Source organism: Anabaenopsis arnoldii, from assembly GCF_028331025.1.
Classification (GTDB): Bacteria; Cyanobacteriota; Cyanobacteriia; order Cyanobacteriales; family Nostocaceae; genus Anabaenopsis; species Anabaenopsis arnoldii.
Window position 1 is genome coordinate 1 of record NZ_JAQMUH010000131.1, and the last position, 13,103, is coordinate 13,103.

Genomic DNA, 13,103 nt, shown 5'->3' on the forward strand with positions numbered 1-13,103 from the left:
CGCTTCAACCATAGGGTGATGGTGTTGCGACTAATATTAAACATTTGACTGGCTTGAGTTTTCTTCAAGCCATCGAGTTCAATCGCTTGGATTACTTTTTGACGAAGGTCGTAACTGTACGGCTTGGGCATATACCTGTAGCAAGCGATCGCTTCACATGAAAAGGGACTACTTATAGTTTATGCTTAAATTACCTTGGCGGTTGCTATATATCTCATTCCCAGGAATTCAACCCCCCAGAATAAAGAATTCCGAGCTTTTGGTACTGAACCATTTTGGAGTGTCAATGTCAGCCACACTGGAATTGTCTATTCTTTATATCCTTACTCAGCACTTTTGATCCAAGGTGCGCCGACAAGAGATCTTAATCAGTTAGCTATTTTAGCTTTGACATCCGACGGGTACTGAAAACCCTTACTCAGTCCATAGCGGACTGTTCTAAACTCTACATGATTAGTCCCTGGATGATAGAGAGTATAAATTGCCTCCCCTGGCTGTTTGCCAACATTACCCACCCCGACAACTTGACGCGCCGAGATTTGCACAGTTTGGGGAGAAGCGGGACTATCTAGAGTTGTGACTCCCGTGGTAATTGACCCTGCTTGTAGCTGATATTGAAAAGCCAAACCAGAACGACCACAAAACAAATTATTGGCTTGCATTCGTGACAAGCGGTCTAGGATTTGAATTGGGGAAGTGTTTGGGGTAAGTTCCTCGTCAACTGCTACCGTTGTACCGTGAATTAACAAAGAATCCAGTTCAAAGAAACCAAAGTCTAAGGTCATTAACCATTGTGCCATAGGACGGGAAACGCATTCCCAGAGCAATTTAACTGTTTCTCCCCCATATTTCCCCATCAATTGTGTAGGTTCCCCACTTCCTCCCAGTCCATGCAGAATCAAACATTGTTCTTCCCACCAACCTTTACAAATCAGTGGTTCTGGTTCTCCGCGCCGGGGGTTCAGCACCCGTTTGATTAACTGTTCAGTTTCGCGACTGGCCCCCACTAAATCACCTAAAATATACAACGCTTCGACATTAGCTTGACGCTTAATATCAGCCATTACGGCCTCATAGGCCACCAAATTACCTTCAATTCCGCTTAAAATTGCCCACTTAGTCATACAAATTTTGGATTTTAGATTTCAACGAGTACAAACATGAGTCGGGTCATCAGCCCTTTCCGCAAATTCCAACCCCCGGGCTAAACGCCAAGCAAATATTTTTGGTAAACCCTTTTCAATAATTGCAGCACAGGTTTTCTGATAGTCATAAGGTACTTCCCGCAAACTCACATCTTGTGTATTTGTGTCGTAAATTACATAAGTTGCATTGGGGCGACCATGTCGCGGTTCCCCTACAGAACCAACATTAATAATCCTTTTCAAAGAGGTGGTAAAGCTTATTTTTTTCGCTTTTTTTTCCTGTCCTTGGACACGAATTTGTAAACTACTTGCATCTAAATCACGGACATAAGGTACATGGGTATGTCCACAAAAAAGTACATCAGCATCTGTGGACATTACTCGCTCTAAGGCGGAAAACGCGTCAAGTTCTGGTAACAGGTACTCGTGGTTACTGTGGGGGCTACCATGAACGAAAGCTAAATTTTCCTCACGTAAACTGTGGGGTAATTGGGCGAAAAATTGCCGGTGTTCTGGATGTATTTCTTTGTTTGTCCACTCGTGAGCAATTTTTCCCCGTTTCTCAGCTAATAAGGAAGGATAACTACAATCACAAGCATTCAAGCCTTCTACTATGTCTTCATCCCAACAGCCGACGCAGGTGGGAATATCTAGAGAACGAATTTGTGTAACTACCCCGTTGGGATCAGGCCCATATCCGACTAAATCGCCTAAACAAAACATTTTATCAGCTTTTTGCTGGTCTATGTCTAATAAGACGCTATCTAAGGCTTGAGAATTGCCATGAATACATGACATAACGGCTATTTTCACTGTATACTCTCCTCAACTAGTATCTGTTTTACTTGTTCTTGGTATTGTGCGATCGCTGCGTCTGACAAATAGCAATCTTGTAATGTTTCTCTCATGGCGGGATCGTCCAAGTTTTGTCCCCAAATTTCTAAGCCACTAAATCGCCGCGGCCTACCTTCTAAGTGGCGTGGTAAGTCTAATTCTAAAAAATCTGTTATCCCTACACCCGCCACAAAATCCGCGTATAGCGCTCTACCATCAGCAACGTCAAAAATTCCCTTAGCACGGCTGACTTTACCATAAGCACCCTGAGATAGTTCATACCAAAACTCATTCAAACTATCCTCGTCGATAATTTCACCATTGGTAGGCGATCGCCAAATCTGATTTTCGGCAATACTGGTTTCAACATCTAGCCCTTTGACAATTTTTTCTCCCCAGATGTGATATTCCGAATCTTTCAGGTGTGATGGTAAGATTGCTACAGACTGGTATGGTACATTGCCGATAATTTGGTTAATTGCTCCTAGTTCTAAGTAAAATCCTATTTCTATATAAATCTTCTGTGCGCCTGCTAGCTGGTTGAGAAATTCTACTTCTTGTCCATCAGTAAAAACTTTCACCTCTGGAAATTCAGCACTTAGGCGTACTTGGTCAATGGGGACATTCCCACTTCCAGGACTAAAATAAATGGCGTTTTCAGCACAAAGTGTATTACCTAGCTGTTGACAAATCCAAGTAGTTTTGCCACAACCAGCCGGCCCCGCAACAACGGTAATCATTGGTATACTCATAATCAAATGATAATCATTTTCATAGCACTTGTCACCTAAATACCCCTGACTGGCAACGGAAATGCCAAAATAGACTTAGGTGTTTTAGGAGGACTAATGTGTCTGGTAGTCAAATTGGTATTTTAATTGACCTTATAACCGGAACTATGGAAGTTTACCGTAAAAATTCTCTACAATTGCCTTATTAAAGTATTTCTCTAAACATGACTAATCAAGCTCCTATTCCAGTTATTGTAAACGGTGCGGCGGGCAAAATGGGCCGCGAAGTCATTAAGGCAGTGGCACAAGCGCCAGACTTAAACTTAGTGGCTGCAATTGACACCAGTCCAGAACATCAAGACCAAGATGCTGGTGAATTGGTAGGTTTAAGCGAACCTTTGGAAGTCCCCATTACCAACCAATTAGAAGCCATGCTAGGTTATGTAGCTGGTGATAGACAATCTCCTCCAGGGGTGATGGTAGACTTTACCCATCCTGATGGAGTGTATGACAATATTCGCAGTGCGATCGCCTATGGTATTCGTCCAGTGGTTGGTACTACGGGCTTAAGTCCAGAACAAATCAACGACTTAGCCGACTTTGCCGAAAAGGCTAGTACTGGTTGTCTGATTATTCCTAACTTTTCCATTGGCATGGTATTGTTACAACAAGCCGCAGTCACAGCTTCCCAATATTTCGACCATGTAGAAATTATTGAACTCCACCATAACCAAAAAGCTGATGCTCCCAGTGGTACCGCAATTCAAACAGCACAGTTACTAGGAGAAATCGGTAAACCTTTTAACAGTGCTATTGTAGAAGAGACGGAAAAATTACCGGGGGCTAGAGGTAGTTTAGCCCAAGAAGGAATTAGAATTCATAGTGTACGTCTGCCGGGACTCATAGCCCATCAAGAAGTGATTTTTGGCGCACCTGGTCAAATTTATACATTGAGACATGATACAAGCGATCGCTCCTGTTATATGCCAGGAGTGCTGTTAGCAATTCGCAAAGTCTCCCAGCTAAAGTCGTTAGTGTATGGATTAGAAAAAATCCTCTAACCTTCAAACTCAGCAATTATGTTAGTCCCACTGACTCGGAAAAAATTTGAACAACTCATCCCCCTGATTGCTACTGGCTCTCAGTACCAGTACTACGCGGGTAAATTTGCCAATTTTTTGCAGCGACTGTTAATTTCTGTCATAGCCATGGCTCTAATTCTCCTAGGGGAAGTCCTGTTAAGGCTAGAATTTGGCCCCATTACATTTTTAGTTGGGGTAATGGGTGCTTTTTTTTGGCTGTGGTATCCAGTATTTCAGGCCAGTATCCGCAATGCAAAATGCCGCCGTTATAAGTACAGCGGCTTTTTTCGGGGTCGAATCATCGATTGGTGGATTACAGACCAATTGATGGGTAAACAAGAAACCGTAAACAATAAAGGTGAATTAGTAATTGTTGAAAATCGAGAAAAAAGAATTAACCTAGAAATCGGTGATAATACAGGATTTGCCGTAGAGTTACAAGCGCCACTGCGGAATGCACACAAAGTTATTGCTCGTGGTCAAATCGCCGAAATGATTGTCATGTCCAACAGTTCTGATTTGAGCAGTATTCAAGAGTTCAGCGATGTATACATTCCCAGTCATGACTTGTGGGTGAATGACTATCCTTATGTCCGCAGGGATTTCTTTAATGAAGTCAGTCGCCGTTTGCGCAAGAAACAACCAGAAACACCACGACGCCGTCGCCCAAGAGTAGAACCTTAAGTGCTGAGTATTTTGATTTTTACTCAGCACCCATAAATTTACGACTCAGCATTAGAAGAGCGAGTGAAACCAGGAGACAGGTAAGCCACTAAAGCCCCAATGAGAAAACCAGAAATATTACGAACTAAAGGTAACCAATCGCTCGTCCGAGTCACTACTGGTCCAATACCAAAGGCAATAAACAAAATTCCCCACAAAGGTGAAAAAATTAAAGCCCATTGCCAAGCAATAATCTGTCCTTTTTTTTGGGGGTGAGCTGCAAATCCACAAACTATCCCCCCCACTACAGAGGTAATCAGTGTCAGTATCCATTGTTCTCTAGGGAGTCCAGGAACCACCGAGCAACCACCCTTGACTAAACAGCCCTTAACTGAATTTAAGGCTTGTAAAATGGCTTGGTCTTCGCCTTCTTCTCTCACAAAATACAAGTTTCCAAAGCGCGTTTGCAATTCTATCCAAAAAGTCCGCGGTAGAAGTTCATAAACCTCATCCCCCACGCTAAAGCTGAGAATGTTACCGCCACGAGAATCAGCAACTAGCAAAATACTTTTATCATCCAAATTCCAATAATTAATTACTGCGCGACCAGGGGTGCGGTCATACTGGGTTAATACTCGCAATTTCCACCCTGTTTCACCTTCAAATTTTTCTAAATCTGTCACCAGTTCTGCTTCTTGGATATCTGTGAGAGATTTAGCTAAATCTATAACTGGAGTTTGGTAGTTGGGTAATAAGTCAGGATTATCATAAGCTAGCGCCGGAGGCGAGTGCATCACCCACATAGACCCAGCTAGAAAAAATGCAGCAATACATACCAGAGTTCTTCGCCAAAAACAAGACTGCATGGACGTTCTTATACAAATATAGACAGTAGAAGTGAACAAGTTGTTTTAAAAGAGTATGGGAAAACTAATACTTCTTTACACTTGTTTACTTTACTCTAATCTAAGGTATTTAAGCAAAGCTCAGTTTTGAAAATGGAAATTAGAGACTGGGGGCTGGGATTGAGAAGTTCCTTTTCCCCCCTACTCCCTAGTCTCTATGCTTGATGGCTTCACGTTGTCTCAAGGTTTGCGGTGCTTGTTCAGTAATTGCTAGTCGTTCAACTCGTCTGGTTGGTTTTGGGCGTGTAAAACTCTTCCAAGCAGTTTTCACACCTACAACCAGGCTACGAGTGCCAATTTGCACATTTTTAACCTGTTTTCTGGCAATGTCGAGGCTTTGGTCAACTTGCTTCACAACTTTACCCGCGCTTTGTACACCTTCGCCGATATCGCCGGTTAAATCTGTGAGTTCCATACCAGTTTTGCGGATGGCAATTAAGGTAGGTGGTAACTCCCGTGAGAGAGTATCAAACAACTTTTCTGCACTACGCGCAGCACGTGCTAACTCCTGCAACGCCGGTATGGCCGCTACTAAAACAGCAGTCAAACTGGTGGCGACTAATAATAAAGACAGTCCCAACCAAAATAAGGGATCAATCACGGTGATGCCATATATAAGCTTTACAATTGCGGGAAAACAGAATGTTAGTCTTTTTGAGCTTGTTGCTGCTTCAGGATTTGGCTTTCGCGTTGACTCGCATCTACACCAGCCGCGATCGCCTCTTGTAGTTTCTCCAGGGTATCATCCCAATTTCTCATGGCGCTGGCAGAAAGACGATCTGCTTGGATTTGTACACTTGTTGATAAATCTTCTGCTAAGTCTGGGATAGCATTAGCAGATTTTTGCAAAATTTTCCGGGTTTCACGCCCTGTGCGCGGGGCTACTAGCAACCCAGTTAAAGCCCCAATAGTAGCTCCGAGCATGAAACCGCCAATAAATAGTCCAGAACGGTTATCAGACATCTGATTATTTCTCTCCTTCTTAGCTGTGATTTTTACCGTGGTCAGTTCAAAGGATTTTATCTAATTTATTGAACCTGACAGGATATCAGTGGAAAATCTTGGTTTTGTTGCTTAATCTTAACCCTATGCCGCCAAAAGAACGACCCCAGAATCCCTTTAATAACAATAACAGACTGATAATTTGACGTACCTGTTGAATTTGTAACTGTAGCTTTTGGTTTCTCTGGCGCAGGCTATAAATTTTTTGCTGGGTGATATCAATATTTTCAGGTGCTTGATACAGTAATGCATGAGTATTTTGTTCATAGGCGTTCAGTTGATCAGCTATGCTCTCTATCCACTGCTTTAGTTTCCACACTCGCCAAGCTATGTAGAGTAGTAACAGTGACATAAGAGTGTTAATTAAGACAACTATCTTTACCATCCTGCTCTGATTTTCTCCTGACTTCATCATAGCCTCAGACCATCAGTATCAATCAGTTGCACAAGGCTTTCTAGCTACAAATCCCAGAGAAAATTTTCTCAGTTGCCAGATTTGGCTGATCAAGCTACTGTGGAGAGCTGCTATTGCTTCTTAGGATCTTCAGATAACGGGAAATATGATTGAGGTTGGTTCATTGGTGCAGTCCCAACAAAACTATTTGGGAGTAGGAAAAGTGACTGAGATATCTCAACCTAATGTGATGGTTGAGTATTTCTGCTCAGGAGGTCAACGCCTCCAAAAAACTTTACCTTTAGATTCTCTATCTCAAGTTAGGCTTCAGCCTCAAACTCGATGCTACATTAGCTTACCAACCCAGGATACATGGTTAATTGGCCGAATTTGTAACTGGGATGAAGATACAGAAATGTATCAAATTGATTTACCCGACAAGAAAACTACAATTGCCACGGAACAAGAAATTTATGTCCGTTGTAATATCCCCATTACAGACCCTATTGAAACTCTGGCAATGAAAGGGCATGAAACACCCTACTTTCATGACAGAAGATTAACTTTTGTTAAATCTTTGATTCAGCAACGGGCTGTTAGCCATGGAATGAGAGGGCTGATTTCAGCCAACATTGAACTTTATCCCCACCAAGTCGAAGTTGTTCGCCGGGTACTGGAAGACCCAATTCAACGCTATTTACTCGCAGATGAGGTGGGACTCGGAAAAACTATCGAAGCCGGTGCTATTCTCCGTCAATTTCTTCTGGATGAACCAAAAAAAGGTGCAGTGGTACTGGTTCCCCAATATTTGCTCCCACAATGGCAGACTGAGTTAGAACATAAATTTTACATCTCTCATTTTGGCAAACGGGTGGTGGTGCTGGCGGTTGAAGATATCCATAGAATCAACCAGAAAGCCAATATCGGCTGCTTAATTCTCGATGAAGCCCACCATATTGCAGCTATGGCTACTTCTAGGGATGCAGCCATGCGTCAGCGTTTTGAGTCTTGTAAAAATCTGGCTCATAAAAGCGATCGCTTGCTGTTATTATCTGCTACTCCTGTGCTTAACCACGAGCAGAATTTTCTCGCCATGCTGCACCTGCTTGACCCAATTACCTATAAACTCAATGATTTACCAGGTTTTCGCGCCAGGGTACAAAATTGTCGGGAAATTGGTAGAGTTCTCCTCGGCTTGACAGGAGGTGCAAATAATGTCGATGTTCTCACAACTCACCTCCAGGAACTACGAAATCTGTTGGCTGAGGATGAGTATGTCATCAACCTTTTAAACAATTTAGAAAATTGCTTAAAAGCTCAATCTGCTCAGAAAGATGAAATTATCCGAGCTATTCGTACCCACGTTAGCGAAACCTATCGGCTGCATCGTCGTATACTTCGTAATCGTCGCGCTGCGGTGGAAGATGTCATATTTGATCGGGATGTGACACCAAAAGAAGAATATGATTTAGACGAGCGATCCCTTGATATTCACCAACTGATGGAACAATGGCGTACCGTCGCCCCTCACGAGCAGCAATATCAACGAATTTTTCTATTGTTATTCCTAGCTTCTGGTACTTGGTTAGGGATTTTAGAACAGGTAGTTACCACACGCCTAACAGGTAAAACCCCACCTCAACTTATCCCAGAGTTTCCAGAAAATGATCTTCGCATCTTAACTACAACCCCTAAATTCCCAGGCGAAGAAGAAATTTTACAATCCTGTTTAAAAATTCTGCGTCAACCTCTAGATGAAGGAGAACGCACAGAAAATTTAAACACCGTGCTACTCAATCAGCTAGCTACACACTTCAAAATCCCCAGCAGTGTTCGCAGAAACAAGGCAGAATTAATCACCAGGATACAGCACAGAATTCGCCGCCCCATGCCTGGGGATGTTTTACCAAAAATCGTTGTATTTACCAGTTTTGTACAATCCTGCCGACAAATTGTCCAACGTTTATCTCATAGCTTTGGTGCACAAACAGTCGCCAGCTATCAATTTGGTGAACCACGAGAAAAAGTTGCCCAAAATTTAACTCGATTCCAGAATAACCCCGACTGTTTTATTTTAGTGTGCGATCGCTCTGGGGAAGAAGGACTTAACCTGCAATTTGCCGACTGCTTCATTCACTTTGACATGCCTTGGTCACCTAATCAATTAGAGCAAAGAATTGGCAGATTTGACCGCATTGGCAGCAAAATTGGAGTTCAATCTTTTGCATTGATTGGGCCATACTTGGAAGAAAGTCAACACAATGCTTGGTATCAACTTCTGAAAAATGGGTTTGGTGTTTTTGGTCAATCAATAGCCAGTCTACAATTTTACGTAGATGAGAAACTCCCAGAATTAGAAACAGCTTTGTTCAAATCAAGTGCTGCGGGATTATTAGCCATGATTGACCAGATTCAGCAACAAATCACCGCCGAAACCTTGAAAATTAGCGAGCAGACTGCTCTCGATGAAATTGATATTCTCGATGAAAATACTTGCAAGTATTTTCAAGACCTAGATGATTACGATGCTAATCATCTAGGGATTAAACAAGCAATTGAAGGCTGGATGTGTGATGCATTAGGATTCAAGTTAGTTAATAATCCCAATTCCGCAGAAATTAAGCGTTATCAACCGACAACTCGCACTTTGGTGTCTCTAGACGAGTTGAAAACTTACTTCGCTAATCATAATACAGAACAATTTGGTAGTTACAATCGCCGGGTAGCCAACCAGAATTCAGGTATTAAACTATTTCGGACGGGGGAAGGATTAGTAGAAGCACTCGTCAGCTATATAAACTGGGATGATAGAGGTAAAGCCTTTGCTCTATGGCGCACGGATGAATCTTGGAATGCTACAGCAGGTAAGGAATGGTTTGGCTTCCGATGTAATTATGTAGTCGAAGCAAATTTAGAAGCTGTCAAGCAGGTTTTAACAACCAACAAACTCGATAATTACCAATACGAAACTTTGAAACGGCGTGTTGATGCTTTATTTCCCCCATTGTTAGAAACTATCTTTATAGATGGTCGCAATCATTCCATCAGTATGGTTGAAGATCAATCACTCTTAAATATCCTACAACGACCTTACAAAGATAGGAAAAATGATCAATCTCGGGATTATAATTTGGCAAAAGAACGCTTAGGAGTGATTGATACTTTTGTCGAGCCTAGCCAGTGGAAGGATTTTTGTTATGAAGCGCGTCATCGTTCTCGAGAATTATTGCTACAGCATCGTAAATTCATAAAATTATACCAACAATCTGCTCCAGTCGCCAAGCAGAAATTAAACAAAAAAGTACAGCAATTACAACTGCGACTAAATCGGCAAAACCAAGATTCAGCACTGGCCGAAGAATTAAAAATAGAAATGGCATTGAGTGCGGCCATTTTAGAGGGAATTCATCAGCCCCAGATTCGACTTGATTCTGTCGGTTTTATCATCGTATCTGGGCGAAATCCTCTATAAATCTCCCCAAGATGCTCGAATTTAGCAGGTAAAAAAAGTAGGAACTGCTATAGTTGTGGTAGTCCTGGTTAAATATTCCAGACTCTAACACCCCGGTTGACCACCGGGGTTTTTGGTTTTTAAGAATCAACAAATGAACCCAAATACTTCGCAAATCTCTAAAAATCAAGTAGAATTGCACAAATTAGCTATATATGTCTTCCCACTTTCATCAGGGAGAAAAACATCTGTGTTTATCTGTAGAAATCTGTAGTCAATTAACTATTTCAGATACATCACCTAGAAGAGAACAGCTATAGTGGTTAATAATAAACTAATAGCCAGAAACTGGAGACAACAGCTATTCATCATAAATGGCATAATAAAAACACTGTTTGAGTAACTTTTTGTTAAATCTTTCCATCAAGGAATAATTAATCTTCATAAAGTTATAAATCCTTCTATTAAGTTTTTAATAATACTTGTCTCAGCTTGTATATTGAGCCGTAATCTGCGGACTAAATTGTGTAATCTAAGGAAAGCTAAGCTAATGATAAACTTGAGGTCTTAATGACTCCTAAAATTCTGCGTCAGCTTTGGTCTGTGGTAGAAAATTCTCAAACCAGGATCTTATTGCAGATGGACGATGCTAGCTTGGTGCAATGGCTGGTAAAACAAACTACAAAGCAAGCTTTATTAGATCCCCAAGAAGCCGATTACCTCAGTGATTACATCCAATCTCGGCTGAATCTGATACGGGATATTGCTTATGAGCGACAGTGTTAGAGTTGACATTCTCACAAATGACACAGTCAATAGTCCTAACTATTGACTGTGAACTGTTAACTATGAGTTTTTTTGCGGTAAATAACCTTCAACTAGGCAATCAGACCCGACTACCCGCCAACTAACCCTTTCTAAATTCAGAGCTGTGTTCATCATCGTCAAACCCAAGTCACCTACAGGTGTGGGGGCATGACTACCACCAATGATTTTAGGAGCAATAAAAGCCAGAATCTTTTGTATCGCACCTTGAGCGATCGCACTGGCTGCCAAACTACCGCCACACTCCCATAAAACGCTACAAAAACCGCGGTCGTATAAATGGTTCATGACAAGGTGTGGGGTCAGGGATGCTAACTCTACAACCTCAACCCCTTTTTGGCGTAAGAAATGTTGGAAATCAGGCGAGCTTCCCGGCTCTGTCAACACCAAAGTTTTAGCGTCAGCAGTGTCCCACAGGTGGGCATCTTGAGGTAAGTTGATCTGACGACTCATCACCACCCGCAGGGGATTATGGGATCCTACTTGATGACTGGTTAAGTAAGGATTATCTTTTCGGACTGTATTGCCACCGACAATTATGGCATCACAACCTGCCCGTAGTTGATGAACTTGACTACGGGCATCTTGGTTTGTCACCCAAGCACTGTGACCAGAGCTAGTAGCAATTTTACCATCTAAAGTCATGGCATATTTCAAAATCCCTAAAGGTCGTTTATATAAAATGCGATGGATAAAAGCTTCATTTATCTGATAACAGGCTTCGGCTTCTACCCCGACAACTACCTGTACACCTGCAGCACGTAAACGAGCAATACCTCCTCCAGCAACCAAAGGATTGGGGTCAACTATACCCACAACTACTTTAGCCACACCAGCCGCGATTAAGGCCTCCGAACAAGGGGGAGTACGTCCGTAATGATTACAAGGTTCCAGATTAACGTAAACTGTGGCACCACGAGCGTGATTCTCTTGAGTTGAGTCCGCGCCAAAACCCGCCGCTTTCAAGGCAAAAACTTCTGCATGAGGCTGACCTGCTCCGGGATGAAATCCTTCCCCAACAATATTTCCATTTTTGACAACAACCGCCCCCACTAGAGGATTAGGTGAAGTCCGTCCCAAAGCACGGACAGCCAGTACCAAACACCGTTGCATCATAGCCCGGTCAAAGTCACTGCCTATTCTGGGGTTCTCTGGTGAATTCGATTGAACCGGCGAAAGCGCCAGTCCTGACTTCTCAGTTCGCAATATCAGCCCATTGTCCTGAGGATTAGGGGCAAGAGATACAATAGGGTAGGTTTCACGCGAATTATCCATAATTTTGGGCGGTAATTTCAATATTTTGCACGCTAGCTGTTGTTACAAAGATGTAGGTTCAAAGCCCCTCGGCTTTAGCCAGGGGATGAAAACGACGATGCAGGCTTTAGCCCGCTTTCCCGCTGTCAAGTTTTAGACGATCTATCCATTCTTCAATTAAAGCGGTAATTGTTTTATCTTGTTGCACTGCATATAAAGCTAATTTATGCTTTCTACGTGCTGAGAGTCTAATTGTCAATACTTTTTCTTTCATCAGTGTATATACAATGTTATTGCATTTATGATATTAAAGTTCACTGATAAGATGGTTTAGTTGTACGGATAAATGTGGAATATAAATCCAATGAAATCACGGCAATTCCGGCATTATTTAGAGTTAATGGAGATAGCAGGGTCAATTATCAGCATTGAGTCCATGGGAACTCAAACGGAGATTGCCCACAAGATTATCTTTAAAAAAGCTTATCTTTTGGCACTCAAGGCTAATCATCCCACCTTATATCATCAAGTAAAACAATGGTTTGAAACGGCATTGGTACAAAATTTTCAGGGTGGAGAAGGGACATCATCGTACTGAAATTCGTTAAGTTTGGTCAATTGCTGTCTCAGCTTCTCAACGCTCTTAATTGTGAATCAACCTAAGAGGATGTTTGATAAGTCATGATTAGTGTATCAACTATTGTTTGACCCCACCCCCTTCCTTACAAGGGTAGGTTTTTAATATGATCTGTGAAGGCAAGACTACCGAAGACAAGGAAGGAAAGTGGACAAGGAAGATTTTATACGGACAATGGTC

14 protein-coding genes and 1 pseudogene are annotated in these 13,103 nt (G+C 42.1%); 5 read left to right on the top strand and 10 right to left on the bottom strand.

The genetic code is table 11. The features are described 5' to 3' along the window. The 4 genes from PN457_RS11655 to PN457_RS11670 form a co-directional block, all read right to left on the bottom strand. On the bottom strand, window positions 1–131 hold a 131-nt coding region (locus PN457_RS11655), incomplete at its 3' end, for an IS630 transposase-related protein (RefSeq protein ID WP_271731186.1). A 237-nt stretch (window positions 132–368) separates the two neighbouring features. Further along, window positions 369–1,124: a metallophosphatase gene (locus tag PN457_RS11660; protein WP_271733488.1), complete on the bottom strand. Its 756-nt coding sequence runs from the start codon at window positions 1,122–1,124 to the stop codon at window positions 369–371. Window positions 1,125–1,145: 21 nt separating this feature from the next. Further along, a complete protein-coding gene (locus PN457_RS11665; protein ID WP_271733489.1) occupies window positions 1,146–1,958 on the bottom strand; it encodes a metallophosphoesterase family protein in 813 nt (270 codons plus the stop codon). Next, a complete protein-coding gene (locus PN457_RS11670) occupies window positions 1,955–2,731 on the bottom strand; it encodes a CobW C-terminal domain-containing protein (RefSeq protein WP_271733491.1) in 777 nt (258 codons plus the stop codon). Before PN457_RS11670 ends, PN457_RS11665 begins: the two co-directional genes overlap by 4 nt. A gap of 203 nt (window positions 2,732–2,934) precedes the next feature. On the opposite strand from PN457_RS11670, the gene dapB reads away from it, so the two are divergent. Together dapB and PN457_RS11680 are read left to right on the top strand one after the other, a co-directional pair. After that, a complete protein-coding gene (gene dapB / locus PN457_RS11675) occupies window positions 2,935–3,771 on the top strand; it encodes a 4-hydroxy-tetrahydrodipicolinate reductase (protein WP_271733492.1) in 837 nt (278 codons plus the stop codon). An 18-nt stretch (window positions 3,772–3,789) separates the two neighbouring features. Further along, entirely contained in the window at window positions 3,790–4,476 is a 687-nt protein-coding gene (locus PN457_RS11680; protein WP_271733493.1) for a phosphate ABC transporter permease, read from the top strand. Window positions 4,477–4,514: 38 nt separating this feature from the next. Here PN457_RS11680 and PN457_RS11685 read toward each other — a convergent pair whose 3' ends face one another. From PN457_RS11685 to PN457_RS11700, 4 genes are all read right to left on the bottom strand, one after another. Then, entirely contained in the window at window positions 4,515–5,321 is an 807-nt protein-coding gene (locus tag PN457_RS11685; protein WP_271733494.1) for a TPM domain-containing protein, read from the bottom strand. A gap of 187 nt (window positions 5,322–5,508) precedes the next feature. Continuing rightward, window positions 5,509–5,961, bottom strand: a complete 453-nt coding sequence (locus PN457_RS11690; protein ID WP_271733495.1) for a hypothetical protein — start codon at window positions 5,959–5,961, stop codon at window positions 5,509–5,511. A gap of 44 nt (window positions 5,962–6,005) precedes the next feature. Continuing rightward, entirely contained in the window at window positions 6,006–6,323 is a 318-nt protein-coding gene (locus PN457_RS11695) for a YtxH domain-containing protein (RefSeq protein WP_271733497.1), read from the bottom strand. An 85-nt stretch (window positions 6,324–6,408) separates the two neighbouring features. Further along, window positions 6,409–6,747, bottom strand: a complete 339-nt coding sequence (locus tag PN457_RS11700) for a hypothetical protein (protein WP_271733498.1) — start codon at window positions 6,745–6,747, stop codon at window positions 6,409–6,411. A gap of 175 nt (window positions 6,748–6,922) precedes the next feature. Here PN457_RS11700 and dpdE point away from each other — a divergent pair, with 175 nt between their 5' ends. Continuing rightward, window positions 6,923–10,228: a protein DpdE gene (dpdE, locus tag PN457_RS11705; protein WP_271733500.1), complete on the top strand. Its 3,306-nt coding sequence runs from the start codon at window positions 6,923–6,925 to the stop codon at window positions 10,226–10,228. Window positions 10,229–10,777: 549 nt separating this feature from the next. Continuing rightward, window positions 10,778–10,993 (top strand): hypothetical protein, encoded by a 216-nt coding sequence (locus PN457_RS11710; protein WP_271733501.1) that lies wholly within the window; start codon window positions 10,778–10,780, stop codon window positions 10,991–10,993. A gap of 60 nt (window positions 10,994–11,053) precedes the next feature. On the opposite strand, the gene ribD is transcribed toward PN457_RS11710, so the two are convergent. Together ribD and PN457_RS11720 are read right to left on the bottom strand one after the other, a co-directional pair. After that, complete coding sequence (ribD, locus tag PN457_RS11715) at window positions 11,054–12,307, bottom strand: bifunctional diaminohydroxyphosphoribosylaminopyrimidine deaminase/5-amino-6-(5-phosphoribosylamino)uracil reductase RibD (protein ID WP_271733502.1); 1,254 nt, start codon at window positions 12,305–12,307, stop codon at window positions 11,054–11,056. 106 nt (window positions 12,308–12,413) lie between these two features. Then, window positions 12,414–12,560, bottom strand: a complete 147-nt coding sequence (locus PN457_RS11720; protein ID WP_271733503.1) for a hypothetical protein — start codon at window positions 12,558–12,560, stop codon at window positions 12,414–12,416. Window positions 12,561–12,625: 65 nt separating this feature from the next. Between PN457_RS11720 and PN457_RS11725 the strand changes: the two are divergent. Continuing rightward, a pseudogene (locus tag PN457_RS11725) lies at window positions 12,626–12,891 on the top strand (ISAs1 family transposase); the annotation flags it as partial. Window positions 12,892–13,103 lie beyond the last annotated feature (212 nt).

Bases quoted from the DNA above. Each gene is read 5' to 3' on its own strand.
- PN457_RS11695 (WP_271733497.1), bottom strand. From the start codon at position 6,323: ATGTCTGATAACCGTTCTGGACTATTTATTGGCGGTTTCATGCTCGGA.
- PN457_RS11700 (WP_271733498.1), bottom strand. From the start codon at position 6,747: ATGGTAAAGATAGTTGTCTTAATTAACACTCTTATGTCACTGTTACTA.
- PN457_RS11660 (WP_271733488.1), bottom strand. From the start codon at position 1,124: ATGACTAAGTGGGCAATTTTAAGCGGAATTGAAGGTAATTTGGTGGCC.
- dapB (WP_271733492.1), top strand. From the start codon at position 2,935: ATGACTAATCAAGCTCCTATTCCAGTTATTGTAAACGGTGCGGCGGGC.
- PN457_RS11685 (WP_271733494.1), bottom strand. From the start codon at position 5,321: ATGCAGTCTTGTTTTTGGCGAAGAACTCTGGTATGTATTGCTGCATTT.
- PN457_RS11710 (WP_271733501.1), top strand. From the start codon at position 10,778: ATGACTCCTAAAATTCTGCGTCAGCTTTGGTCTGTGGTAGAAAATTCT.
- PN457_RS11720 (WP_271733503.1), bottom strand. From the start codon at position 12,560: ATGAAAGAAAAAGTATTGACAATTAGACTCTCAGCACGTAGAAAGCAT.
- PN457_RS11680 (WP_271733493.1), top strand. From the start codon at position 3,790: ATGTTAGTCCCACTGACTCGGAAAAAATTTGAACAACTCATCCCCCTG.
- dpdE (WP_271733500.1), top strand. From the start codon at position 6,923: ATGATTGAGGTTGGTTCATTGGTGCAGTCCCAACAAAACTATTTGGGA.
- PN457_RS11670 (WP_271733491.1), bottom strand. From the start codon at position 2,731: ATGAGTATACCAATGATTACCGTTGTTGCGGGGCCGGCTGGTTGTGGC.
- ribD (WP_271733502.1), bottom strand. From the start codon at position 12,307: ATGGATAATTCGCGTGAAACCTACCCTATTGTATCTCTTGCCCCTAAT.